This is a genomic window from Nonomuraea sp. NPDC046570 (assembly GCF_040645915.1).
In the GTDB taxonomy this organism is placed as follows: Bacteria; Actinomycetota; Actinomycetes; order Streptosporangiales; family Streptosporangiaceae; genus Nonomuraea.
Map to the genome: position 1 here is coordinate 39,779 of NZ_JBEYZF010000016.1, position 22,934 is coordinate 62,712.

At 70.0% G+C, this 22,934-nt stretch carries 25 protein-coding genes and 1 tRNA gene; 9 read left to right on the forward strand and 17 right to left on the reverse strand.

The annotated features are described in order from the left end of the window. Nucleotide 1: 1 nt before the first annotated feature. The 6 genes from ABZ911_RS24370 to ABZ911_RS24395 all read right to left on the reverse strand — a co-directional run bounded on the left by ABZ911_RS24370 (nucleotide 2) and on the right by ABZ911_RS24395 (nucleotide 4,976). Nucleotides 2-1,063 carry a helix-turn-helix domain-containing protein gene (locus ABZ911_RS24370; protein WP_358059994.1) on the reverse strand — a complete coding sequence of 354 codons (1,062 nt, stop codon included), beginning with the start codon at nucleotides 1,061-1,063 and terminating at the stop codon, nucleotides 2-4. A gap of 43 nt (nucleotides 1,064-1,106) precedes the next feature. Continuing rightward, complete coding sequence (locus ABZ911_RS24375) at nucleotides 1,107-2,090, reverse strand: alpha/beta hydrolase (RefSeq protein WP_358059997.1); 984 nt, start codon at nucleotides 2,088-2,090, stop codon at nucleotides 1,107-1,109. Between the two features lie 149 nt (nucleotides 2,091-2,239). After that, complete coding sequence (locus ABZ911_RS24380; protein ID WP_358060000.1) at nucleotides 2,240-2,983, reverse strand: class I SAM-dependent methyltransferase; 744 nt, start codon at nucleotides 2,981-2,983, stop codon at nucleotides 2,240-2,242. A 108-nt stretch (nucleotides 2,984-3,091) separates the two neighbouring features. After that, nucleotides 3,092-3,625 (reverse strand): hypothetical protein, encoded by a 534-nt coding sequence (locus ABZ911_RS24385; RefSeq protein WP_358060003.1) that lies wholly within the window; start codon nucleotides 3,623-3,625, stop codon nucleotides 3,092-3,094. A gap of 3 nt (nucleotides 3,626-3,628) precedes the next feature. Next, a complete protein-coding gene (locus tag ABZ911_RS24390) occupies nucleotides 3,629-4,303 on the reverse strand; it encodes a pentapeptide repeat-containing protein (protein WP_358060006.1) in 675 nt (224 codons plus the stop codon). A gap of 10 nt (nucleotides 4,304-4,313) precedes the next feature. After that, on the reverse strand, nucleotides 4,314-4,976 hold the full coding sequence (locus ABZ911_RS24395; RefSeq protein WP_358060009.1) for an AIM24 family protein: 663 nt from the start codon (nucleotides 4,974-4,976) through the stop codon (nucleotides 4,314-4,316). A gap of 129 nt (nucleotides 4,977-5,105) precedes the next feature. On the opposite strand from ABZ911_RS24395, the gene ABZ911_RS24400 reads away from it, so the two are divergent. Beyond that, nucleotides 5,106-6,326 carry an ion channel protein gene (locus ABZ911_RS24400; protein WP_358060012.1) on the forward strand — a complete coding sequence of 407 codons (1,221 nt, stop codon included), beginning with the start codon at nucleotides 5,106-5,108 and terminating at the stop codon, nucleotides 6,324-6,326. Then, on the forward strand, nucleotides 6,323-7,120 hold the full coding sequence (locus tag ABZ911_RS24405) for an MBL fold metallo-hydrolase (protein WP_358060015.1): 798 nt from the start codon (nucleotides 6,323-6,325) through the stop codon (nucleotides 7,118-7,120). Before ABZ911_RS24400 ends, ABZ911_RS24405 begins: the two co-directional genes overlap by 4 nt. Here the strand turns inward: ABZ911_RS24405 and ABZ911_RS24410 are convergent. Together ABZ911_RS24410 and ABZ911_RS24415 are read right to left on the reverse strand one after the other, a co-directional pair. Continuing rightward, nucleotides 7,117-8,352, reverse strand: coding sequence for a HAMP domain-containing sensor histidine kinase (locus ABZ911_RS24410; protein WP_358060018.1), 1,236 nt, complete (start codon nucleotides 8,350-8,352; stop codon nucleotides 7,117-7,119). The genes ABZ911_RS24405 and ABZ911_RS24410 overlap by 4 nt on opposite strands. Then, nucleotides 8,349-9,020 (reverse strand): response regulator transcription factor, encoded by a 672-nt coding sequence (locus ABZ911_RS24415; RefSeq protein ID WP_358060021.1) that lies wholly within the window; start codon nucleotides 9,018-9,020, stop codon nucleotides 8,349-8,351. Before ABZ911_RS24415 ends, ABZ911_RS24410 begins: the two co-directional genes overlap by 4 nt. Nucleotides 9,021-9,143: 123 nt before the next feature. Here ABZ911_RS24415 and ABZ911_RS24420 point away from each other — a divergent pair, with 123 nt between their 5' ends. Further along, nucleotides 9,144-9,569: a hypothetical protein gene (locus tag ABZ911_RS24420; RefSeq protein ID WP_358060024.1), complete on the forward strand. Its 426-nt coding sequence runs from the start codon at nucleotides 9,144-9,146 to the stop codon at nucleotides 9,567-9,569. A gap of 99 nt (nucleotides 9,570-9,668) precedes the next feature. On the opposite strand, the gene ABZ911_RS24425 is transcribed toward ABZ911_RS24420, so the two are convergent. Next, nucleotides 9,669-10,181, reverse strand: coding sequence for a hypothetical protein (locus tag ABZ911_RS24425; protein ID WP_358060027.1), 513 nt, complete (start codon nucleotides 10,179-10,181; stop codon nucleotides 9,669-9,671). Between the two features lie 157 nt (nucleotides 10,182-10,338). Here ABZ911_RS24425 and ABZ911_RS24430 point away from each other — a divergent pair, with 157 nt between their 5' ends. Next, nucleotides 10,339-10,869, forward strand: a complete 531-nt coding sequence (locus ABZ911_RS24430; protein WP_358060030.1) for a peptidylprolyl isomerase — start codon at nucleotides 10,339-10,341, stop codon at nucleotides 10,867-10,869. Between the two features lie 106 nt (nucleotides 10,870-10,975). Continuing rightward, nucleotides 10,976-11,863 (forward strand): rhomboid family intramembrane serine protease, encoded by an 888-nt coding sequence (locus tag ABZ911_RS24435; protein ID WP_358060033.1) that lies wholly within the window; start codon nucleotides 10,976-10,978, stop codon nucleotides 11,861-11,863. Between the two features lie 46 nt (nucleotides 11,864-11,909). Here the strand turns inward: ABZ911_RS24435 and ABZ911_RS24440 are convergent, their stop codons facing one another. Then, a complete protein-coding gene (locus ABZ911_RS24440) occupies nucleotides 11,910-12,155 on the reverse strand; it encodes a cell division protein CrgA (RefSeq protein WP_358060036.1) in 246 nt (81 codons plus the stop codon). A gap of 146 nt (nucleotides 12,156-12,301) precedes the next feature. On the opposite strand from ABZ911_RS24440, the gene ABZ911_RS24445 reads away from it, so the two are divergent. From ABZ911_RS24445 to ABZ911_RS24455, 3 genes are read left to right on the forward strand one after another with little or no spacing between them, the layout of a single operon-like run. Beyond that, nucleotides 12,302-12,913 (forward strand): class E sortase, encoded by a 612-nt coding sequence (locus ABZ911_RS24445; RefSeq protein ID WP_358060039.1) that lies wholly within the window; start codon nucleotides 12,302-12,304, stop codon nucleotides 12,911-12,913. A 1-nt stretch (nucleotide 12,914) separates the two neighbouring features. Further along, complete coding sequence (locus ABZ911_RS24450; RefSeq protein WP_358060042.1) at nucleotides 12,915-13,073, forward strand: hypothetical protein; 159 nt, start codon at nucleotides 12,915-12,917, stop codon at nucleotides 13,071-13,073. Further along, nucleotides 13,070-13,675 (forward strand): gamma-glutamyl-gamma-aminobutyrate hydrolase family protein, encoded by a 606-nt coding sequence (locus ABZ911_RS24455; RefSeq protein WP_358060045.1) that lies wholly within the window; start codon nucleotides 13,070-13,072, stop codon nucleotides 13,673-13,675. The genes ABZ911_RS24450 and ABZ911_RS24455 overlap by 4 nt, the downstream gene beginning before the upstream one ends. 165 nt (nucleotides 13,676-13,840) lie before the next feature. Here the strand turns inward: ABZ911_RS24455 and pknB are convergent, their stop codons facing one another. The 7 genes from pknB to ABZ911_RS24490 form a co-directional block, all read right to left on the reverse strand. Continuing rightward, nucleotides 13,841-15,691 (reverse strand): Stk1 family PASTA domain-containing Ser/Thr kinase, encoded by a 1,851-nt coding sequence (pknB, locus tag ABZ911_RS24460; RefSeq protein WP_358060048.1) that lies wholly within the window; start codon nucleotides 15,689-15,691, stop codon nucleotides 13,841-13,843. Between the two features lie 82 nt (nucleotides 15,692-15,773). After that, nucleotides 15,774-17,180, reverse strand: coding sequence for a serine/threonine-protein kinase (locus ABZ911_RS24465; protein WP_358060051.1), 1,407 nt, complete (start codon nucleotides 17,178-17,180; stop codon nucleotides 15,774-15,776). Between the two features lie 34 nt (nucleotides 17,181-17,214). Then, a complete protein-coding gene (locus tag ABZ911_RS24470; RefSeq protein WP_358060054.1) occupies nucleotides 17,215-18,672 on the reverse strand; it encodes a penicillin-binding transpeptidase domain-containing protein in 1,458 nt (485 codons plus the stop codon). Continuing rightward, nucleotides 18,669-19,985, reverse strand: coding sequence for an FtsW/RodA/SpoVE family cell cycle protein (locus ABZ911_RS24475; RefSeq protein ID WP_358060402.1), 1,317 nt, complete (start codon nucleotides 19,983-19,985; stop codon nucleotides 18,669-18,671). Before ABZ911_RS24475 ends, ABZ911_RS24470 begins: the two co-directional genes overlap by 4 nt. Before the next feature lie 63 nt (nucleotides 19,986-20,048). Beyond that, on the reverse strand, nucleotides 20,049-21,323 hold the full coding sequence (locus ABZ911_RS24480; RefSeq protein WP_358060057.1) for a Stp1/IreP family PP2C-type Ser/Thr phosphatase: 1,275 nt from the start codon (nucleotides 21,321-21,323) through the stop codon (nucleotides 20,049-20,051). Next, nucleotides 21,320-21,790, reverse strand: a complete 471-nt coding sequence (locus ABZ911_RS24485; protein ID WP_358060060.1) for an FHA domain-containing protein — start codon at nucleotides 21,788-21,790, stop codon at nucleotides 21,320-21,322. The genes ABZ911_RS24480 and ABZ911_RS24485 overlap by 4 nt, the downstream gene beginning before the upstream one ends. 17 nt (nucleotides 21,791-21,807) lie before the next feature. After that, complete coding sequence (locus ABZ911_RS24490; protein WP_358060063.1) at nucleotides 21,808-22,548, reverse strand: DUF3662 and FHA domain-containing protein; 741 nt, start codon at nucleotides 22,546-22,548, stop codon at nucleotides 21,808-21,810. A gap of 160 nt (nucleotides 22,549-22,708) precedes the next feature. Here ABZ911_RS24490 and ABZ911_RS24495 point away from each other — a divergent pair. Further along, nucleotides 22,709-22,791, forward strand: a tRNA-Leu gene (locus ABZ911_RS24495). Nucleotides 22,792-22,934: the final 143 nt, after the last annotated feature.

Here is a 22,934-nt window from a genome sequence, read left to right on the forward strand (position 1 = left end):
GTCAGGGGTCCGGAGGACTGACCTCGAGGTGGCGGTGCAGGCGGCGGAGGGCGAAGGCGAGTTGTAGGCGCAGGCGGCCCTGGGGGGTGCGGACGTTCCAGCCGAGCAGGTGGTCGGTGTGGGTGAGCCGGTCCTGCAGGGTCGAATGGTGCACGGTCAGGGTCGTCGCGGCGGCGCGGAGGCTCGGGGCGAAGGCGACCGCGTGGAGGGTGGTGAGCATCCAGGGCGCGGCCGTACCGGCGTGGTCGAGGGCGCGGACGTCGGGGACGGGCTCGGTGGCGGGGCCGACGGCGGCGGCGAGGACGGCGAGGCCGCCGAGGTCGTCGGCGTACACCACGCGCGGGCCGGGGTCCTGGTCGGTGCCATCGGCGGCCAGCCGCAGCGCGACGCGGGCCGCGGGCCACGATCCCGGCAGGTCGAAGATCGGCACAGCGGGTCCGATCCCGGCCCGTCTGCCGCCGAACAGGGCGGGTGCATCCCGCGTGGATCCGTTTCGCCTGTCGGGGAACGCCGGCGATCCGGCAGGTTCGATCCTGGCCGGGCCGCCTTCCAGCGCGACGGCGTGGGCTGAGACGGTGTCGCGCAGTCCCAGGCGGCGGGCGGCCCGGAGCCGGGTCGGTTCGGGGGCCGAGGCGTCGAGCAGTACCTCGACCAGGGCGGGGTCGTCGGCCGGCGGGGTGGCGGGTGCCCGGCCACGGGTGCGGTCCAGGACGTCACGGGCGGCCGCGGCGGCCCTTTCGAGCACCATGGAGTCGACCGGTCCGGCGGGCCCGGCGCGTTCCAGCCACAGCTCCGCCGTCCCGCCGGGCACGGGTGCGCTCGGCCAGCTCTCATCCGGCGCACCGGAACCGTCCTCGCGCCGCCCGTCGGCCAGCACGCGTACGTACACGCGGCGGTCGGCGTCGACCAGCCGCGCCGGGCAGCCGGCCAGCACCGCCGCGCCGCGGACGATCGCCTCCAGACCGGCGCGGGCCTCCACGAGCCGGTCGAAGTACTCGATGGCCCGGAGTGCGGCGCCCGCGTCGGGGTCGAGCGCGGTGAGCCGGCCGACGAGGTCTTTCACCAGGCCATCCTGCCTCGGCGCGGGGGTGACGGGCCAGCCCCGGTCAGGTTCCGAGCAGGCGCCGCAGCCAGCGCGTCCGCGCGGCCCTGGCGTCCTGGGAGACGGCGGCCTGCGGGGCCATCCTGTCGAAGCCGTGGAAGCCACCCGGCCATACATGCAGCTCAGCCCGGCCGCCCGCCTGCCAGATGCGGTCGGCGTAGGCGACGTCCTCGTCACGGAAGGTCTCCGCCGAACCGACGTCGATGAACGCGGGCGGCAGTCCGGACAGGTCGGTGGCGCGGGCGGGCGCGGCGTAGGGGGAGACGTCCGGGCCGCCGCGCTCGTCGCCGAGCAGCGCCGTCCAGCCGGTTTCGTTCGAGGTACGGTCCCAGACGCCGAGGCCGGCCATCTGCACGCTGGAGGGGGTGTCGTTGCGGTCGTCGAGCATGGGGCACAGCAGCATCTGCCCGATCAGCGCCGGGCCGCCCCGGTCACGGGCCAGCAGGGCCAGCGCGGCGGCCAGCCCGCCACCCGCGCTGGCACCGGCGACCAGCAGCCGGCCCGGGTCGATGCCTAGCTCGCCGGCGTGCTCGGCAGTCCAGACCAGGCCCGCGTAGCAGTCTTCGATCGGGGCGGGGTGCGGGTGCTCGGGCGCCAGCCGATACTCCACCGAGACGACCACGAGTCGCAACTCCTGCGCCCAGTCGAGCATCTCGGCCATGCCGGTGCGCTTGTCGCCGACGATCATCCCGCCGCCGTGCGTGTGGTAGATCGCCCCGAGCGGCGTGGTGACGCCCGAGGGACGGCAGATCAGCAGGGAGACGCCAGACGGCCCGGGAACCGTGCGCTCCTCCACCTCGAACGCGCCACCCCGGCTGAGCTCCTCGTCGGTGGGCGGCACCATCCCCGGAATCCCCTGACGCAGCGCCGGGATCATGTCGGCGGTGAACGCGGACGGCAGGCCCAGTACGGCAAGCGCCGCGGCCAGCTCCGGGTCAAAGGGCGGCGGCGGGCCGACGGACGAATAGGAGGGCAGGTTCGTGGTCAAGGAAACCTCCGCTGTCGAGAACATCGCGCACGTAGCCATCGTGAGCCGCCGCCGGCCGATCGATCGAGTGCCACGCGGCGGCCATTACCCGCCATCTGGCGGATTCGGGGGAGATTTCGCCCAGCCCGCCGCCTGGTTTCTGAGCCGCCTCACCCGCGCGACGCGATGAAGATCAGCTCCCGGCTGCCCGAGTCGGCGGGCAGCCGGTCCCAGTCGCCGTAGACGTGCTCCACCAGGAATCCGGCCTCGGTGAGCGACCGGGTCAGCGTCTCCCGGGAGCGGAACCGCACCTCACCGGTGGACACCAGCTTCTGCCCGGAGGAGGCGAAGTGGTAGTGGATCTCGAACCGCACCCGGTCGTACTGGACGTCGATCAGCCGCTGCCATACCTCGACCCTGCCGAAGGTGGCGTCGTAGATGTGCCGGCGGGAGGCCTGCGGCGTCCAGGTGGTCCAGGGGCGCATGTGCGGGTTGCGGCTTTCGAACGCGATGCGTCCACCGGGCCGCAACGACCTGTGGATGGCGGCGAGCGTCCGCCGCCAGGCTTCGTCGTCGACGATCACCTGGGCCACGTGGCCGGTCAGCAGGGCCAGGTCCGCACCCAGGTCCCCCAGCCGGCTCGCGTCCCCTTCCAGCCACTGGACGAGGTCGCCGCCCGGACGCAGGCGGGCGACGCCGAGCATGGCGGGCGACGGGTCGACGCCGGTCATCTGGTGGCCGCGTTGCGCCAGCTCGCAGGTCAGCAGGCCGGTGCCGCAACCGGCGTCGATGATCGACGAAGCGGACAACTCAGTCGCGAGCCCGATATAGAACGAGGTGTCGGCGGCGAACGGATTCAGCGTGTCGTAGAGAGCGACAAGACGAGGGTCGGTGTACTCCTCAAAAATGGCCACGGCGGCAACCGTAGGGAGTGTGACCGGCGGCCGTCGAGTCACGTTCGGGTACGCGTCCGGCCGCCACTGGCAAGCGGGGAGTCGAACCCCGCCTTGTACGCGTAGCGGCTAGTGGAATCCGGGTGTGAACCGCCAGCCGGAATAGGCGCCGGACAGCCGCGGGAGGTGGCCGTCCCAGCTCGCGGCGGTCAGCGGCGCCGCGTCCCGGAGGGTGACCCGGCCCGACCGGATGTCGAACCCCCAGGAGAAGCCGAGCATCGCGGACACCTCCCGGGTGACCATCGTCGGCGAGAAGCACAGAAAGCTGTGCGCCACCCAGGCCATGTCCTCGTGCAGATCGCGCGAGGGCGCGTCGAAGAGCGTCGGCCGCACCCCGAACCACGCGTACGGCACGTCCAAATCCCTATAGAAGCCCAGCGGATCGGGAGCGAAGCCGCTCCCGGCGTCGGTGCTCTCGACCAGTTGCACCCACCCCATCACCGAGGTGTATCCACGACCGGCGTGCTCGATCACGGCGGTACAGGTGGCGAGGTCCCGGGCGCCGTCCGGAAACCGGCAGCCGAGGCCGACGGCGTCGTCGTTACGGGCGACCTCGACGTCGACCGTCCCGTCGACTCCGCGCAGCCGGAAGGGTAAGCGCATGCCTCACTCCTCGATGGTGATCCCCATCGCGCCCGCCAGCGCGTAGACGAGTCCCTGGGCGTCCCCGCTCTTGATGATCGCGCCCTGGAAGCTGGTCACGCCACCGATTCCCGGCAGCGTGCAGTCGGCGAACCGGGTCCCCTCCATCTGGGCGCCGGAGAACTGGGCCCTGGTGAGGTCGCAGTGCTCGAACCGGACCCCGCGCAGGTCGGCGTTCTGGAAGTTGGCCTCCGGCAGCACGCAGTCGCGGAACACCGTGTTCTTGAACGTCGAGAACCGGAACCCGATCAGGTCGGCGCGGCAGGACTCGAACAGCACATCCCGGAAGGCGCACTCCGACCAGGTCATGCCGGTCAACCGGCTCGCGGCCACCCGGGTCCGGTGCATCCCGGCCGTCCTGGCCGCCAGGTTCGACAGGTCGCAGCGCTCCATGTCCACGTCGGTGAACCCGCCGCGCCGCATCCGCGTCCCCGACAGCCGCACCTCGACGAGCCGGCAGCTCTCGAAGTCGGCCCCTTCGACGTCGCCGGAGGACAGGTCGACGCCTCTGAGCTCCAGCGAGCGGTAGGTGCCGTCATCCTCCAGCGCGGGCTCCGCGGGGGTGAGCGACGCGGGGATCTTGGGGGCTGCCGGCTCTTTCAACCGCTTCGGCCGTACGGGAGAGGTGCGGGAAGACATGATGCGGAGCCTAGCCCGCGCGTACGACGGGAGGGCCCTCGCTGGCCTGGATGAGCACGAAGCCCTGCCCCTGGAAGGAGAGTTGCATGGCCTCCCCGCTGCCCCGGCCGATCAACGCCCCGGCCTTCATCGTCCGGTTGACGCCCACGTGCAGCCCGGCGCTCCAGCACACCGCGGACTGGCCGTCGGCGAAGGTCGGCAGTTGCGAGGTGTCGAGGAGCACGGGCGCGCCGTGCGCGGTGACCGCCACCCACCCAGTCCCCCTGACCGTGGTGTTGAACAGTCCGCCCGCCGCGATCCCCGCCCCCTGCACGCGCTGGATGTCCCAGGTGAGCTGGGGATCGAAGGCCAGCAGATTGCGCCCGTTGACGGTGAGAGCCTCGTTCTCCAGATAGAACAGGTGGATGTCGTCGGCGTTGTCGGCGAGGTACAGCAGCCCCTGCCCTCGGACGCGCATCAACGGCACGCCTTCGCCGGTCACCATCTTCTTGAGGAACTTCCCGGCTCCGCCGCCCTCGTAGTCGAAGTCCATCTGCCCCTGGAAGGCCACCATGGACCCCTGCCGGGCGAGCACCTCGTGCGGAAGCTGAACCCGCAGCATCTTGGCGTTCTGCAGGACGAAGTTACCGGGAACCGCCTGGGCGTCCAGGTTCCCGAAGAGCGCGCTGCGCATGTGGTCCCTTCTCTGGCGTAGCCGACATGGGTACAGACGAACAGCCCGGGGTGTCCGTTCCCTCCCCGGATAGGTGATCTTGGTTGGTTCATTGCCGTCTCCCTGACTCCGCGAGGGTAGGAGTGCGGGGTGACGAAAGCCCGCGCGCTGCTCCCACTGGTGCTTCCCGCACTCGTCGTCGGCGTCGGGTGCAGCCTCGTCCTGCTCGTGATCAGCTTCGCCGCCGAGTCGTTGCAGCACCTCATCTGGCCCGACGGGTCCCCCGTCTGGTGGCCGCTGCTCATCCTCACGCTGACCGGCCTGGCGGTGGGCCTGCTGATGTGGAAGATCCCGACAGGCCCCGACCCGGCCACGGAGAGCCTGGTCGGCCCGCCCCTCCCGGTACGCGTCATGCCGGGCATGCTGCTCGCCTCGATCCTCACGCTGGCCGGCGGGGTGAGCCTCGGCCCGGAGAACCCGATCACCGCGGCCACCATCGCGTTCGCGGTCGCCCTCGGCGGTCGCCTGATGCCCTTGGTCGGCGCGCCCGTCTGGCTGGCGCTGGCGGTGGCGGGAACCGTGGGCGCGATGTTCGGCACGCCGGTGGCCGCCGCGCTCATCCTGTCCGAGATGGCCCTGGGCAGCACGTCGGAGCCGCTGTGGGACCGGCTGTTCGCGCCGCTGATCGCGGCGGGCGCGGGCGCGGCGACGACGGTGCTGCTCGCGGCACCGCTCCTGTCCGTCCAGGTCCCCGACTACCCGGGGGTACGGCTCGGCGACCTGCTCACCGGCGGCCTGGTGGCGGCGGTCGCGGCCGTGCTGGGCATGGTCGCCGTCTATGTCTTCCCGCACGCCCACCGCCTGTTCCACCGCGCCTCCCACCCCGTGCTCAGGCTGACCCTCGGCGGTTTGGCGCTGGGCGTGCTCGGCGTGATCGGCGGCCAGATCACCCTGTTCAAGGGCCTGGAGGAGATGAAGGAGCTGACCGAGCACGCGGCGGCCTACACGGCCGGGGCACTGTCGCTGATCGTCGTCGTCAAGCTGACCGCGCTGGTGATCTCGGCCTGCTGCGCGTTCGTGGGCGGGCGGATCTTCCCGACGGTCTTCGTCGGGGTGGCGCTCGGGCTGCTGGCGGCCCGGCTGCTGGGCATGCCGGAGCCGCTCGCGATCGGTTGCGCGGTGCTCGGCCTGGTCCTGGCGATCACCCAGCAGGGCTGGCTCAGCCTGTTCATGGCGGTGACCGTGGTGACGGATCTGGACCTGCTGCCGGTGCTCTGCCTGGCGCTGCTGCCCGCCTGGCTGATCGTCACCGGCCGCCCGCAGATGGTGATCTCCGATGCGCACGAGGAACCGACACAATTGCCTCCATGAACGAGCGATGGCAGGAGATCGGGGACCGCGTCTACGTCCGGCGGCACGAGTCGTACGACATGAACGTCAGCCTGGTCGTCGGCGACGGGCACTGCCTGGTGCTCGACACGCGCATGTCCCACCGGGAAGGCGCCGACCTGGTCAGGGCGATCAGGACGATCACCCAGGACCCGTGGACGGTGGTCAACAGCCACGCCCACTTCGACCACTACTTCGGCAACGCGATGTTCCTGCCCGCGGAGATCTGGGCGCACGTGCGGTGCGTCGAGGAGATCCAGCGGAGCGGGACGGAGCAGCGGGCCGCCGTCGCCGAGTTCTCGCCGCCCGAGCGGCGCGAGGAGGTGGAGGAGGTGCAGATCGTGGCACCGGACCAGACCTTCACCGACCGGGCGGCGCTCGACATCGGCGGCAGGACCGTGCACCTGCGCCACTTCGGCCGGGGGCACACCGACAACGACATCGTCCTGCACGTGCCCGACGCGGGCGTGATCCTCGCGGGCGACCTGGTCGAGGAGGGCGCGCCGCCCTCCTTCGGCGACAGCTACCCGCTGGACTGGCCGGGCACGCTCGCGGCCGTGCTCCACGAGCTGCCGGGCGAGGTGATCGTCCCGGGGCACGGCGCGGTGGTCGGCCGGGCCTACGCCGAGACCCAGCTCGCCGACCTCGCCCTCACCGCGGAGGTGGCCCGCAGGGCGTACACCGAGGGGCTGCGGCAGCACTTCCGCGAGATCCCGTACCCGGAGGAGGTCGCCAGGAAGGCCATCGAACGGGCCTTCCTGCAACTGGACGCTTAGATCACCCGCGTCAGCGGGAATCTCGCCACGAATCCGCCGTCCACGGCCGCCAGCGAGCCGCCGTGCACCACCGCGATGTCCCTGGCGATCGACAGGCCCAGGCCCGAGCCGCCCACGTCCCTCGCCCGGGCCTCGTCCAGCCGGGTGAAGCGGTCGAACACCGCCTCCCGGTAGGCGGGCGGCACCCCGGGACCGTCGTCGCGGACCTCCAGGACCGCCTGGTCGTCCTCCGCCCTGACGAGTACCTTCACGGTCGCGGTGGCGTGCCGTACCGCGTTGTCGACCAGGTTCGTGACCAGTCGGTCGATGTGGCCGCGTACGCCGTGGACCACCACGTCGGGGGCCACGTCCAGGGTGAGCTCCACTCCGGGCCTGCTCCTGGCCCGCAGGGACTCCTCGGCCGCGGCCTGACCGAGGTCCAGCTCCGCGGCGCGCAGCGGCTCGCCCGCGTCCAGCCTGGCCAGCAGCAGCAGGTCGCCGGCCAGCGACTGCAGCCGCTGCACGTCGGTCAGCGCCTCGACGGTCAGCTCGCTCGGCTCGGCCAGCTCCAGCCGGGCGCGCAGTGTCGCGATCGGGCTGCGCAGCTCGTGCGCGGCGTCGGCGACGAACCGTTTGTGCGTCTCCACGGCGGACTCCAGCCGGTCGAGCGTCCCGTTCACGGTGCTGGCCAGGGCCGCGATCTCGTCCCCCGACTCCGGTACGGGCACCCGCTGGTGCAGGTCGCGCGCGGTGATGTCGGCCACCTTCCGGCGGATCGCGGCCACCGGCGCCAGCGTCCTGCCGACCGAGAACCAGGTCATCGCGGCGACCACGAGCAGCAGTAGCGGCACCCCCGGCAGCAGCACGCGGTTCAGCGTGTCCAGCGCCTCCTCGGCCCCGGCCAGGGAGGCCCGCCCGGAGATCCGCAGGTTCTCGCCGGCGGTCGTGGCGACCTCCATGGTGGCCACCGCGTACTCGCTGATCGGCGCCCAGCTCACGGTGCCCGCCGGCTCGGTGGTGGACATCAGCACGTCGGGGTCGAAGACGACACCGGGACGCGCGGGCCCACTCTGCACGGCGGTCTGGGCGTACGGCAACGCGGCGATCACCTTCTTGGCCGCCTCCGCGTCCGCGCTGGCCCGCAGGCTGCCGCGCAGCGAGGACACCAGGGCCAGGGCGGCCACGCCGAGAGCCAGGGCGACGACCAGGGTGGCGGCGAGGGTGGCGCGCAGCCGTACCGACGAGAGGTTCACGCGGCCTCCAGCCGGTAGCCGGCACCGCGTACGGTCACCAGGGTCGTCCGGCCGAACGGCAGGTCGATCTTGCGGCGCAGCGCGCTGATGTAGACCTCGACGATGTTCGGGTCGCCGTCGTAGGAGAAGTCCCACGCCTGGGCCAGCAGTTCGCTCTTGGAGACCACTTCACCCGCCCGGCGGGCCAGCCCGTGCAGCACCGCGAACTCCTTGGGGGTCAGCCCGATCTCGGTCGAGCCCCTCCGGCAGCGTAGCCCGGCGGGGTCGATGACCAGGTCGCCGACGGTGAGGCTGACGGGCCGCTCGGTGCCGCCGCGCCGGACCAGCGCCCGCAGCCTGGCCAGCAGCACCACATAGGAGAACGGCTTGGCCAGGTAGTCGTCGGCTCCGGTGTCGAGCGCCTCGGCCTCGTCGTACACGCCGTCCTTGGCGGTCAGCATCATGATCGGCGTCCAGTTGCCCGCCTCGCGCAGCCGGGTGCAGACGGCGTAGCCGTTCATCCTGGGGAGCATCACGTCCAGGACGATCACGTCGTAGGCGTTCTCGGTGGCCATCCACAGGCCGTCCCGCCCGTCGTAGACGACGTCGACCGCGAAGCCCTCACCGACCAGGCCGCCCTTGACCAGGTCGGCCAGCCGCTGCTCGTCCTCCACCAATAGCACTCGCACGCGCTCCAGCGTGCCCTACCGCACCTAAAGCCAACCTGAAGATCATTTCGGCTGCGTTCAGGGTGGCTTCAGGTTCGCCCGGCCAGGCTGCTGATCGCACCCTTTCCCAACGAAGGAGAGTTCATGTTCAAGCGACGCGTGGTCATGCTGCTGGCCGCCGGACTTCTGGCGACGGCGGGACTGACCGGCTCGGCGATGGCGTCTGAGGACGTCCCGCCGGCCGGGGTGAAGGCCGTCTGCACGACGAGCGACGGCAAGACGTTCGAGGTCACGGATAGTGTGCCGGCCACCGTCATCGCGGATGCCGAGGGCGCCGCGGCCGTTCAGGTGGAGCGGATCGATCGGGTCGAGGCCATGCCCGCTGAGACCGTCACCCCGGCCACGACCGTTTCCGCCGGCGAGATGGTTCAGTCGGGGCCCGCGACGGCGGGCGGTGAGGGCGTCGCCACTTTCGAGATCGACGCGGCCGCGCCCGGCGAGGGCCCGTCGGTGACCGGCGTGGACGGGAAGCTCAAGGCGGTCACGATCACTTGTAGGTCGTCGAAGTAGCGGGGCCGCCTGCCGTACCGGACCACGGGGGACCGGTGCGGCGGGCCCCGGCACGAGGAACGCGCGCTCCCTCATGGGAGCGCGCGTTCTCGAGGTGGTTCAGGACAGCTTGCGAGATGTCTCGTTCGCCTTGTCGGCCACCTTGTTCGCGACCTTGTCGGCGTCTTCGGAGACCTGGCTCGCGCCCTGGTCCGTCTTTTCGCTGACCCACTGAGAGGCATCCGAGGCGGAGTCCTTCATGTGGTCGGTCCACTGCTGTGCGTTGCGACGGTAGAACACGTAGCCCGCCGCGCCCAGAGCCAGTCCGGCGAGCAGGATCATGATCGGCCACCGCCGGGACTTCGCCGGGGTGGGATACATCTTTTCCGCCGCCTGTATCAGCAACGCGCTGACCCGCGGGGCGATTTGATCCTCGACCCGGTGGGCTGCGTGGTCTAGCCTTGGAGCAGCCCAGTAACGGGCGTCTTCGATTCGATGAGCGGCGGCCACCTTGGCCTGGCCCGCCATCGGTCCGAGCCGGTATCCGGCCCGTCTAGCCTGGGCCTTCATCCGGCCCGTCCACGTGTGCGGCATATCGAGCACAACGCGGTTCCTTCTCAGTGTCAGGGACACGACAACCTCCCCTGTCGTTGGGGCCCCGCAGCGTGACCTTCCCGGTACGGAGCCGCTCAATCCTGGCGCGCCATGGGAGGATGCTGCCCAGGCCCAACGGCCTTATCCATCAAAACACCACAAAACCAACCCTGTGCAACAGAGGGGGCAGCGCCTCGTGGCTGAGAAGCTGATCGCAAACCTGCAGACCAACCGTGGCACGATCAAGGTCGAACTCTTCCCGAACCAGGCGCCGAAGACGGTCCGCAACTTCGTGGAACTCGCCGAAGGCACCCGGGAGTGGACTCACCCGGCGACCGGTGAGAAGAGTCACGACAAGTTCTACGACGGCACCATCTTCCACCGCGTCATCAGCGGATTCATGATCCAGGGTGGTGACCCGCTGGGTCAGGGCACCGGCGGTCCGGGATACCAGTTCGACGACGAGTTCCACCCGGACCTCTACTTCAACCGCCCCTACCTGCTGGCCATGGCCAACGCGGGCATCCAGATGGGCCGGGGTACGAACGGCTCGCAGTTCTTCATCACCGTCACCACCACGCCGCACCTCAACGGCAAGCACTCCATCTTCGGCGAGGTCATCGAGGGCAAGGACGTCGTCGACGCGATCGCCAAGACCGCGACCGACCGTCGTGACCGCCCGGTGGACGAGGTCGTCATCGAGTCGGTGACGATCGAGCGCGTCTGAGCGCGGCATCCTGCGGGGACCTGCGGCGACGCGCAGCAGGTCCCCACAGGCCATAGGCTGGCAATCCTGTGGACAACTGCACGGTCGAAGGGGTCACGAGCGCGTCATGACCAGCCAGCCGCCCATCCCGCCCTCGCAGCCCGACCAGCCGGCCGAGGCTGTGCCGACCTGCTACCGGCACCCCGGCCGCGAGACCTGGGTGCGCTGCCAGCGCTGCGAACGCCCGATCTGCCCTGACTGCATGCGCGACGCGGCAGTCGGCTTCCAGTGCCCCGAATGCGTCGCAGAGGGCAACAAGTCGGTACGGCAGGCCCGCACCACGTTCGGCGGTGCGGTCGTGGCAGCCCCGCGGGTGACCTGGGTTCTGCTCGCCGTCAACGTCCTCGCCTACGTGGCCGAGCTGCTGAACCCGCAGTCCGTGATCAGCAGGTTCTCCACCAACTCCTACCTGATCGCCTACGAAGGAGAGTGGTACCGGCTGATCACCGGTGCCTTCCTGCACGCCCCGCCGCCCTCGTTCTGGCACATCCTGTTCAACATGTGGGCGCTGTACGCCATCGGCCCCGAGCTGGAGCGCCGCCTCGGCCACACCCGCTTCGCCGCTCTCTACCTGCTGTCCGCGCTCGGCGGATCGGTGGCCGTCTATCTGTTCGGCCTGGCCGCCGTGGGCGCCTCAGGAGCCATCTACGGCCTGTTCGGCGCCCTGTTCGTGGTCAGCAAGCGGCTCGGCTACGATCCGCGTGGCGTGCTGTGGCTGATCGGCCTCAACGTGCTGATCACCTTCGTCGTGCCCAGCATCAGCTGGCAGGGTCACGTCGGCGGCCTGATCACCGGTGGCGTGCTGGCCGCCGCGTTCGCCTACGCGCCGGAGAAGAACAGGAACACGGTGCAGCTCGGCGCGGCCCTCGCGGTGCTCGCGCTGCTGGTGCTGGCGGTCGCGGTGCTGCCACCCTTCGCCGTGCTCGCCGAGATCGCGAACCCCACCGGAGGGTGACCCCGCCGCGTCCTTCCCCAGGTTGTGGAAAAGGCTGTGGAAAGAACTAACGCCAGCGGGTGGAAAGCACCACACCGAAGATGATGAAAACAAACCCGATCAGCAGGTTCCAGTTGCTGAGGTCACCGATGAAGGGTGCTTCGGGGGCCACGTAGTAGACGGCGATCCACAGGATGCCAATGATCCACGAAACCACCATGGTCGGCGCCAGCCACCGCGGGCTGACCGTGAGCTGCTGGGACTTCTGCGGCGGGGTGTAAACCGCCTTCTTGCGAGCCTTGGGCTTGGGCACTGGGATAACTCCTGCTGGGGGCCTGGGCCATCCGGATCGTCCACAGGCTCTCTCGTTAGCGTAGTTCAAGCGAGGCCCAGGATAGTCGCCACGCGCAGGTCATGGCGATCCCCGACGGCCGATCAGCTCATCCGTAACCTGATCGGGTGAGGGCACTGCTACGGACCTTCGGCGAGTTGAGCATCACCGCCGGGGTCGTTCTCGCGCTCTTCTGCGCATATCTGCTCTGGGGGACCGGCGCCTACACCGAGCGCCAGCAGCGCCTGCTGGAGCGCCAACTGGGCGCGGACGGCGGGGCCGGGCAGGCGGCGATCACACCGGGCCGGGCGATGGCCCTGCTGCGCATCCCCAGGCTGGGCCGCGACTACCGGTACGCCGTGGTGGAGGGCATCACCCCCGACCACCTGAAGAAGGGCCCCGGCCACCACCCGGACTCCGCCCTCCCCGGACAGATCGGAAATTTCGTGATCTCGGGGCATCGGACCACCTATGCGGCGCCGTTCAACCGGATCGACGCGCTCGAACGCGGGGACGAGATCTTCGTCGAAGCCCGAGGCGCCCGCTACACCTACCGCGTCACCGCCCAGGAGATCGTGGCCCCCACCGCCGTGGACGTCCTGGCCCCCGTCCCCGGCCGCCCCGGCCGCCCCGCCCTCCAGGCCGTGATCACCCTGACCACCTGCCACCCCGAGTACTCCGCCGCCCAGCGCCTCATCGTCCACGGCGTCCTCACCTCCACCCAACCCCGGAAGGCCTGACATGTACGGCTGGCTCTGGCGTCACCTGCCCGGCGGCACGGGCACCCGGATCCTGCTGACCGCGTTGCTGATCGCGGCGGCGGTGGCCGTACTCTGGTACCTGGTGTTCCCCCTTCTCGAACCCGCGGTGACACTGGACGAGGTGACCGTACGCACGTGAGCGACATCCTGGTGGTGGACAACCACGACAGCTTCGTCCACACCATCGTGCAGTACCTGCGCGAACTGGGCGCCGTGTGCGACGTGCGCCCGCGCGACGAGGTCTCCGCCGGGGACGCCCTCGGGTTCGACGGTGTGCTGATCAGCCCCGGGCCCGGCACCCCCGAGGCGTCGGGCGTCAGCGTGCCGCTGGTGCGCCTCGCCGAGCGCGAGGGCCTGCCGCTGCTCGGCGTCTGCCTCGGGCACCAGGCCATCGCGATCGCCTACGGCGGTGTCGTCTCGCGCGCGCCCGAACTCATGCACGGCAGCACCAGTCCCATCGTCCACGACGGCACCGGCGTCTTCCGGGGGCTGCCGTCGCCGGTGACGATGACGCGCTACCACTCGCTCGCCGTGGTGCCGGAGAGCGTCCCCGGCGTCCTGGAGGTCACCGCGCGCACGCCCGACGGCGTCGTCATGGGCCTGCGGCACCGCTCGGCGCCGATCGAGGGCGTGCAGTTCCACCCGGAGTCGGTGCTGTCCGACCACGGCCACCGGCTGCTGCGAAACTGGCTCGAAGAGATTCCTGTAACGCGACGGCTGTCCGGGACGACTACTCATTGAGCGTCCCCGCCGTTGCCCCCGAGCGGCGGGGGCGCTTCTTCGCATCCCAGGAATCCGCGCCCCCTAGAACGCTGCGCCCGCTCCTCAGAACTTCGCGCCCCTTGAACTTCGAGCCTCCGGAATGCCGACGGCCTCCCCCGGTATGTCGGGGGAGGCCGTCGCGTGCTACTCGTCGCCGCCGAACTCGTCCGGCGGTGGCTCGCTGCCGATACCGCCATCGTCCACCGGCGGCTCCGTCGTGGGCTCCTGCGACGGGAACGTCGGCTCCTCGGTCGGCGTCGTCACCTCGGGCCCGGTCGACACCACCAGAGAGACCGTGGTGCGCGGGTTCTGCTTGCTACCGCCCTCGGGGCTCTGCGTGATGACCGTGCCGGCCGGGTGCTGGTCGCTCGCCTGCTCGACGATCTTCCAGCGGAAACCCTCGGCCTTGAGCGCCTTGATGGCCTCCTCCTGGGTCAGCCCCACGACGCTCGGGATCGGCATCTGCTGCTTCGGCACCATGATCTTGACCGTGCTGCCCTTGGCCGCCTCGGCGCCGGCCTTGGGCTTCATGTCGTAGACCTTGCCCTGCTCGCGGCCGGACATCTCATACACGATGCTGACCTTGAAATCCGCGCCCTCCAAGGTCGTCTTGGCCTCGTCGACGGAGGCGCCGATGACGTCGGGCACCTCGACCTTCTGCACACCCTTGGAGACCAGCAGCGCCACCGAGGAACCCTTGTCGACCTCCGCGCCGCCGTCCGGCTCGGTGCTGATCACCGCGTTCTTGGCGACCTCGTCGCTGTACTCCTCGGTTACCGTGAACTTCAGGTTCAGCGCAGTGAGCTGCTGCTTGGCCGCGTCGAGGGTCTGCGTCTTCAGCGTCGGCACCTTGACCTTGGACGCCGTGGGCGTCTCGTCCGAGCTGAGGAACTTGTAGCCGATGCCGACGAAGGCGCCGATCACCAGCAGCGGGACGAGGATCCAGGCGAGCGTCTTGGCGATGTTGCCGCCACCGCCACCGCCCGCTCTACGTCGGCCGCCGCCGCGGCCACCGCCGCCGCCGTCCTCGCCGTACTCGTAGGGCTGGATCGCGCCCGTGCGCTGCGTGGCCGGGCCGCCCGCCTGCGTGGCGGCCATCGTCCGGGTGCCCGCGCCGTAGTTGTTGCTCAGCGCCATCGTCTGCGCGTCGACCGGCATGCCGGACATCGCGCGCTGGATGTCGGCGCGCATCTCGCCCGCGCTCTGGTAGCGCTGGGCCGGGTCCTTCGCCATCGCCTTCAGCACTATCGCGTCGGCCCACTGAGGAATCTCGGGGTCGATCTGCGACGGCGGGATGGGCTCCTCGCGCACGTGCTGGTAGGCGATCGCGACGGGGGAGTCGCCGGTGAACGGCGGCTGCCCGGTCAGCAGCTCGTACAGCACGCAGCCGGTGGAGTAGATGTCGCTGCGGGCGTCGACCCGCTCACCCCTGGCCTGCTCCGGCGAGAGGTACTGGGCGGTCCCTATCACCTGCGCGGTCTGCGTCATCGTGGCGGCCGAGTCGGCCATCGCCCGCGCGATGCCGAAGTCCATCACCTTGACGTCGCCCGCACGCGTGATCATCACGTTGGCCGGCTTGATGTCGCGGTGCACGATGCCGCCGCGGTGGCTGTAGTCGAGCGCCCGCAGGATCCCATCCACCAGCTCGGTCGCCCGCTCGGGCAGCAGCCGCCGATCGGCCCGCAACAGGTCGCGCAGCGTGCGGCCGTCGACGAACTCCATCACGATGTACGGCACGGGGGCGCCTTCGGACACGTCCTCGCCGGTGTCGTAGACCGCGACGACCGCCGGGTGGTTCAGCGACGCCGCCGACTGCGCCTCACGGCGGAACCGGGCCTGGAAGGTATGGTCTCTGGCCAGATCTGCCCGGAGCGTCTTGATCGCGACGATGCGGTCCAGCCGGATGTCTCGGGCGCGATACACCTCGGCCATGCCGCCGCGCCCGACGACACCGTCGAGCTCGTAACGACCTCCGAGTAGCCGAGGCTGAGTCATTTCCTGCACTGTCCCTTACCGTTCATCTTGGGTACCGGTCGGCTCTTGGGCCGACGGTGTCCATCATCAACCCCGCGACGCATCACGTCTCCTCCTTCGGCGGGTTCGTGTCACCCGGGTCCGGTGAGGTGCTCGGTGTCGGAGTGGGCGTCGGGGTGGTGGGGGTGGGGGTTGGTGTCGGAGTCGGAGTCGGAGTGGTCGGGGTCGGTTCTGGCGTCGGCTCCTGCTTGGTGGGCGTGGCCGATGTGCTTACCGTAGCCGAACGCGAGGGTACCGGCCGCGCCGTCCTGGTCTGAACCGAGGGGGTGGGCCGCCGTGGCGGCTTCTTGGTCCGCGTGGGCTTGTGCGACGACGGCGCTGGCGTGAGCGTCTCGGTGGGCTCGGCCACCTGGGGCCGCTGCGGCCGATCCAGCCCGCTGACCGCGAACGTCCCGAGGCCGACCGCCGCCACACACCCCGCGGTCGCGACGAGCACGGTGGTGCGCCGCCGCCTCCTGCGTGGCGCGGACGCCTCCTGGAACGCGGTGGGTTCGGGCGCCACCACCCCGCTGTCGGTGGTTCGGTCCGCCATGCCGTACGGCCCGCTGGGCTCGCCTGGCTGGTAGGCCTCACGCACCCGGAAGCCCGACGGGTCGGTCAGCATGCTGAGATCGGTGCCCGAGTCGGCCGCGGCCAGCGACTCGCGCAGCACGTAGGCCCGGTCGGCCAGCGCCAGCGCGCCCGCGGGACGCCGCTCGGCGTCCTTCGACAGCAGCGCAATCACCAGCCCGCGCACGGACGCCGGAATGTGCTCCGGCAGCGGCGGCGGCGGCTCGTTGAGGTGCTGCAGCGCGATCGCCACCTGGGTGTCGGCCCGGAAGGGCGTGTGCCCGGTCAGGCACTCGTAGGCGACGACGCCGAGGGAGTACAGGTCGGTGGCGGGGGTCAGCGGGGAGCCCTGGGCCTGCTCGGGGCTGACGTACTGGGCGGTGCCGAGCACGGTGCCGGTCTGGGTGACCGGCGCGGCCTCCAGGGCGCGGGCGATGCCGAAGTCGGTCACCTTGATCGTGCCCTCGCGGGTGACCAGCAGGTTGCCCGGCTTGATGTCGCGGTGGATCACCCCGGCGGAGTGGGCCGCGTGCAGCGCCTTGGCGGTCTGGTGCATCACGTCGAGCGCGACTTCGGGCCCGAGCGCGCCGTTGCGGCCCAGGATCGCCGACAGCGGCTCGCCGTGGACCAGTTCCATCACCAGGTAGGCCAGGTCGTTCTGCTCGCCGTAGTCGAAGACCTGGGCGATGCCGGGGTCGGCCAGGCCGGCGGTGATGCGCGCCTCGTTGCGGAAGCGGCTGCGGAAGGTCGGGTCGGCGGCCACATGGCTGCGCAGCAGCTTGACCGCGACCTCGCGGCCGAGCAGCTCGTCGCGCGCCCGCCAGACCTCGCCCATGCCGCCGGTCGCGATGCGGGCCAGCAGTTGGTAGCGGTTGCCGAGCATGGCGTGGGGGGAGGTCATGAGACCTCCTGCGCCGTGCGGGGCTGTTCGCTCACTACCGCAGCACCGCTTCCATGACCTTCTGGGCGATGGGCGCGGCGGTGCCGCCGCCGGTCGCCTCGTCGCCGACCCTGGCGCTGCCGGACTCCACGATGACCGCGATCGCGATCTTCGGGTCCTTGGCGGGGGCGAAGGAGATGAACCAGGCGTGCGGCGCCTGGCCTTGAACGGTCTCGGCGGTGCCGGTCTTTCCGGCCACCTCGACGCCGGGCACCTGCGCTTTGTTGGCGGTGCCGTTCGCGACGACGCTGACCATCATGTCGCGCATCTTGGCGGCCGCGTCGGGGCTGATCGCCTCGGTCAGCTCGTCCGGGTCCGCCTCCTTGATCACGTCGTTCTTGGAGTCGGTGACCTTCTTGACGAGGTACGGCTTCATCACCGTGCCCTCGTTGGCGATGCCTGCCGCGATCATGGCCATCTGCAGCGGCGTCATCTGGTTGCTGCGCTGGCCGATGGAGGCCTGGGCGACCGCCGCCTGGTCCTCCTGCGGGCCGAAGTCGCTCTTGGCCACCGCCATCGGGATCGACAGCGGCTCACCCATGCCGAACTTCTCGGTCGCCTCGCGCATCTTGTCGTAGCCCAGCTCCATACCGATCTTGCCGAACGGCGTGTTGCAGGACTTCTCCAGCGCGAACACCAGCGGCACCTGGCCCGCGCCACATGCCGCGCCGCCGTAGTTGGGCAGGCCCGCGGTCGTGTTGGGCAGGTCGAGCACCTGGGGCGCGGCCACCACGGTCTGGCCGTCGCGCGAGTCGTCGTCCTCCAGGAACGCCGCCGCCGTCACCACCTTGAACGTCGAGCCCGGCGGGTAGGTGCGGTCGATGTTGCGGTTCAGCAGCGGCTGCGACTTGTCCGCCGCCAGCTTGTCGTAGGCCGCGAAGACCTTGCCCTTGTCCGTGCCGGACAGCACGGCCGGGTCGTAGGTCGGCAGCGAGACCATGGCCAGGATCGCGCCGGTCTTCGGCTCGATGGCGACCAGCGCGCCGCGCTTGCCGCTCTGCCGCAGCGCTTCGTAGGCGGCCTTCTGCGCCTTGGGCAGGATCGTCAGGTCGACGTTCGCACCCTTGGACGGCTCGCCGGTGAACAGGTCGATGCCGCGCCTGATCAGCAGGTCGGAGCTGGTGCCGTCGAGCAGGCTGTTCTCCGAGCGCTCGATCTGCGACTCGCTCTCGGGCGAGAAGAAACCGGTGACGTGCGCGTACAGCTCTCCCTGTGGGTACTCCCTGAGGTACTTGAAGTTGCCGCTTTTGCTCTCGACCGACTGGGCGAGGATCTCATTGCCCGCGGTGATCCGCCCGCGCTGCACCGCATAGCGCTCGAAGTAGTTGCGCTGGTTGCGCGCGTCTTCCCGAAGCTCGTCGGCGCGGACGGCCTGGAGGTAGTTCACGTTCAGCATGAGCAGCCCGAACATCACCAGACAGGCGACCGCCGCGCGCTTGAGTGGGCCGTTCATCGCTGGAACACCTGCGTCAGTCCTTCGTCCTGGATCGCCTGGGGCGGGGGGCGTCGGGCGGCATCAGACATGCGTACCAGCAACGCGATAAGAATCCAGTTAGCCAGCAGCGCCGAACCGCCCTGCGACATGAACGGGGTCACCAGGCCGGTCAGCGGGATGAGGTTGGTCACGCCGCCCACGATGATGAACAGCTGCCAGGCCAGGATGAACGACAGGCCGCCCGCCAGCAGCTTGGAGAACGGGTCACGGGCGGCGATCGCGGTGCGCAGGCCGCGCTCCACGATCAGCGCGTAGATCAGCAGCAGCGCCATCAGGCCGGTCAGGCCGAGTTCCTCGCCGGCGGCGGCGAAGATGAAGTCGGAGAACGACAGCGGGATCTTCTCGGGGTGGCCCTGGCCCAGGCCGGTGCCGAGGATGCCGCCCGAGCCGAACCCGAACAGCCCCTGCATGAGCTGGAAGCTGCCGCCGAACTCGCGCTCGTAGAAGACGGGGTTCTCGGGGTCCAGCCAGATCTCGAACCGGTCGCCGACGTGGCTGAAGATCTGCCCGGCGATGAAGGCGCCGCCGACGAAGAGCAGGATGCCGATCAGCACCCACGAGGTGCGCTGGGTCGCCACGTAGAGCATCACGATGAAGGTGCCGAACAGCAGCAGCGACGAGCCGAGGTCCTTCTGCAGGATCAGCACGCCCAGACTGACCGCCCAGGTGATGAGCACCGGGCCGAGGTCACGGGCCCGCGGCAGGTCGATGAAGAGCAGCCGCCGTCCCGCCAGCGCCAGCACGTCCCGCTTGGCCACCAGGTACCCGGCGAAGAAGACCACCAGGGCGATCTTGGTGAACTCGGCGGGCTGGATGGTGGCGGGGCCGAAGCCGATCCAGATCCGCGCGCCGCCCAGTTCCTTGCCCAGGCCGGGGACCAGCGGCGAGATGAGCAGCGCCAGTCCGGCGAAGCCCGCGGTGTAGGTGAGGCGCTGCAGGGCACGATGGTCGCGCAGCACGATCAGCGTCACGGTGAACAGCACCACGCCGATGCCCGTCATGATCAACTGGTTGGTGGCGGAGGCGAGCTCCTCGCCCGCCAGCTCGATCCGGTAGATCAGCACCAGGCCCAGCCCGTTGACCAGCGTCACGAGCGGCAGGATCAGCGGGTCCGCCCACGGGGCGAACTTGGCCAGGACCAGGTAGGCGGCCAGCATGAGGCCGCCGAGGCTCAGGCCGTACGTCAGCATGCCCGCGGGGATCTCACCGTTGAGGGCCAGGCCGACGTTGGCGTAGGCGCCCATGACGATCAGCACCGCGGCCGCGAGCATGAACAGCTGAGCCCCTCGCCGCTTCGCGGGCAAGGGGACGGGGGTCGCGACCACTTCGCTCACCTACTGCGACTTCGTCACTGTGGGGGTCGGCGACGCCTTGGACTCCGGCGTCTTCTGCTCCGTCGTGAACTTCAACGTGTTTATCTTCTGGATGCCCTCGGTCAGGCTGGTGACCTCGATGCCGTCCTCGACCAGCGCGCGGTCGGGGGCCGAGAGTCCGGACAGGGACTTGCCGGTGGCGCCGATCACCTCGAAGAACTGGATCGGTCCCACCGTCTGCTGGATCCCTCGGTAGACGACCACCTCGTCGCCCCTGGCGCCGACGAAGTACTGGCCCTGGACCCACTGCCAGCCGAAATAGCCGCCGACGCCGGCGGCGACGGCGGCGACTCCGAGCACGGAGACCAGCACGGGCCACACCCGGCGACGCCGGCCTCGACGCCCCGGCGCTGTCGCGACCGGGTCATCGGGGTCGTCGTCGTCGGAGATCACCGGCTGGGGTGCGGTCACCGCGCCGCCTCGCCCCGCCGAGGAGTCCGGAGGGTGCGCGCGCAGCCTGGTCATGCCCGCCGCCCCGACCACGGCGGCCTCGCCGGGCAGTGGCTGGGCGTCGCCGACGTCGAGCACGTCGGCCAGCACGCAGGTGATGTTGTCGGGACCACCGCCCCGGTTGGCCAGGTCGATGAGCTGCCGGACGACCTCGTCGGGGTCGTCGATGTTGGTCAGCGTGGCGTGCAGCGTCTCCGCGCTCACCACCCCGGACAGCCCGTCGGAGCACAGCAGGTACCGGTCGCCGACCTGGGCCTCACGCAGGGTGAGATCCGGATCGACCTCGCCGCTGCCGTCGAGCGCCCGCAGCAGGATCGACCGCTGCGGATGCGTCGCGGCCTCCTCCGCCGTGATCCGGCCGTCGTCGACCAGCTGCTGAACCAGCGTGTGGTCGTGGGTGATCTGGTACAGCTCCCCGCGCCTGAGCAGGTAGGCGCGCGAGTCGCCGACGTGCACCAGGGCGACCTGGGTGCCGTTCCAGAGCATGGCGGTGAGGGTGGTGCCCATCCCCTTGAGGCTGGGATCCCGCCCGACCATCTCGTGCAGCTTGCGATTGGCGTCGCGGACTGCGGCCTCGATGGCGTTGAGCAGGTCACCCCCCTGTTGGCTCTCTTCGAGAGAGGCCATTGCGGCGATGGCGACGGAGCTCGCCACCTCGCCGTGTGCGTGCCCGCCCATGCCGTCGGCGACGGCGAGCAGGCGGCCGCTGGCGTACGCCGAGTCCTCGTTTCCTTCACGGAGGAGGCCGACGTCCGACCGGGCTGCGTAGCGGAGTGCGATGGTCATTTGCGCAATTCAATGACTGTCTTGCCGACGCGGATCGGAACACCGAGCGGCACCGGGGTCGGGCGGGTGACTTTTGAGCGGTCGAGATACGTGCCGTTGGTGGAGCCGAGATCTTCCACGATCCACTGACCGTCCTGAGGAAAGAGCCGGGCGTGCCGGCTGGAAGCGTAGTCGTCGCTGACAACCAGCGTGGCGTCATTCGCCCGGCCGATGGTGATGGGCGTCTCCGTGAGGTTGATGGTGGTGCCTTGCAGGGGACCACCGGTCACGATCAGCTGGCGCGGCTCCCCCTTCTTGCTCTTGGGTTTGGCCACCGGTTTCGCCGGTTTGCCGCCCTTACGTGGGGCCGCGGGAGTCGTACGGGACCCGAACAAGTCTGTCCGGATCACGCCGACTGCGGCAATGACGAAGAACCACAGCAACGCCAGAAAGGCGAGCCGGATCAGCAGCAGCGTGAGCTCGGACATGGACCGTTTGTCTACCCCTAATCGCGCCGGAACACCAGAGTCGTGCGCCCCAGGGTGACACGAGTGCCGTTCTGAAGCTCGATTCTGCGGACCGGCTGGCCGTTGACGAAGGTGCCGTTCGTGGATCCCAGGTCCACCAGCATGACCTGCTGACCCTCGACCCGCAGCTCCGCGTGGTGACGCGAGACCCCCGGGTCGACAAGACGAAGATCGCAGTCGGTGCCCCTTCCTAGCAAGGTCACCGGAGTGGTGAGCTCGTAGGAGCGGTCGCCCTGCGGGTCGTCCTGCGTGGAGACGAGCAACCTGGGCCGCCCGCCGAACGCTCCCGGCCGGGAAGCCGGCAGGTCGCTCTTCGGCTGGCGGATCTCGTCCTGCTCGACGGTGGCGCCACGGATGACGCCCGAGCGGATGCGGAACAGGCCGACCGCCAGGTCAGCGGCCGTCTCGAATCTAACCCGGACCGGTCCCACAAAGGAGTAGCCCTGCTCCTTGGCGTACTCCCTGGCGAGGTTGGCCAGCTCGTGGCTGATGCTGTCGGCGTAGACCTCAAGCCGTTCGCTGTCGGTCGTGGACAGTTCAACCACGAAGTCGTTGGGTACGAGCGTGCGACCCTGAGCGACGATCGCCGCGCGCTCATCCATCTCCCGCTGCACCGCGCTGGCGACCTCGACCGGCTGAAGGTCAGATTTGAACGCCCGCGCAAAGGCCCCCTCAACCATGCCTTCGAGCCTTCGCTCGAAGCGCTGAAGGACTCCCACCGGGTACCTCCCTTCCTCCGTGCATCTGGTCGCGGCCGCTCGGGTGCTGCTCAGCTCCTGCGTCGCTCCGTGGCACCCAGCTTCTCTCCGCGTCTGATGCGATCGTATCCGGGTTCAGTACCAGCGTCTGATCCGTGCTACTGTTTCTCAGCACCCACAAGGGCGGGTGGCGGAACGGCAGACGCGCACGGTTCAGGTCCGTGTGTCCGAAAGGACGTGAGGGTTCAAATCCCTCCTCGCCCACTCAGGTTCGCCGATGAATTCGGCAGACCCACAGTGTCGAACGACAGCCTCGGTTCGCAAGAGCCGGGGCTTTTTCTTTTCATCAATCTCTTCAGTACGGCGCGCGCCCACTCCGAGAACGCTAGTCGCGAGCGCTTGCAGAT

Bases quoted from the DNA above. Each gene is read 5' to 3' on its own strand.
- ABZ911_RS24475 (WP_358060402.1), bottom strand. From the start codon at position 19,985: ATGCTCGCGGCCGCGGTGCTGATCGTCATGGGCGCCTACGCCAACGTC.
- ABZ911_RS24390 (WP_358060006.1), bottom strand. From the start codon at position 4,303: ATGTCTTCCCGCACCTCTCCCGTACGGCCGAAGCGGTTGAAAGAGCCG.
- ABZ911_RS24405 (WP_358060015.1), top strand. From the start codon at position 6,323: ATGAACGAGCGATGGCAGGAGATCGGGGACCGCGTCTACGTCCGGCGG.
- ABZ911_RS24420 (WP_358060024.1), top strand. From the start codon at position 9,144: ATGTTCAAGCGACGCGTGGTCATGCTGCTGGCCGCCGGACTTCTGGCG.
- ABZ911_RS24395 (WP_358060009.1), bottom strand. From the start codon at position 4,976: ATGCGCAGCGCGCTCTTCGGGAACCTGGACGCCCAGGCGGTTCCCGGT.
- ABZ911_RS24465 (WP_358060051.1), bottom strand. From the start codon at position 17,180: ATGACCTCCCCCCACGCCATGCTCGGCAACCGCTACCAACTGCTGGCC.
- ABZ911_RS24450 (WP_358060042.1), top strand. From the start codon at position 12,915: ATGTACGGCTGGCTCTGGCGTCACCTGCCCGGCGGCACGGGCACCCGG.
- ABZ911_RS24485 (WP_358060060.1), bottom strand. From the start codon at position 21,790: ATGTCCGAGCTCACGCTGCTGCTGATCCGGCTCGCCTTTCTGGCGTTG.
- ABZ911_RS24385 (WP_358060003.1), bottom strand. From the start codon at position 3,625: ATGCGCTTACCCTTCCGGCTGCGCGGAGTCGACGGGACGGTCGACGTC.
- ABZ911_RS24435 (WP_358060033.1), top strand. From the start codon at position 10,976: ATGACCAGCCAGCCGCCCATCCCGCCCTCGCAGCCCGACCAGCCGGCC.
- pknB (WP_358060048.1), bottom strand. From the start codon at position 15,691: ATGACTCAGCCTCGGCTACTCGGAGGTCGTTACGAGCTCGACGGTGTC.
- ABZ911_RS24480 (WP_358060057.1), bottom strand. From the start codon at position 21,323: ATGACCATCGCACTCCGCTACGCAGCCCGGTCGGACGTCGGCCTCCTC.
- ABZ911_RS24470 (WP_358060054.1), bottom strand. From the start codon at position 18,672: ATGAACGGCCCACTCAAGCGCGCGGCGGTCGCCTGTCTGGTGATGTTC.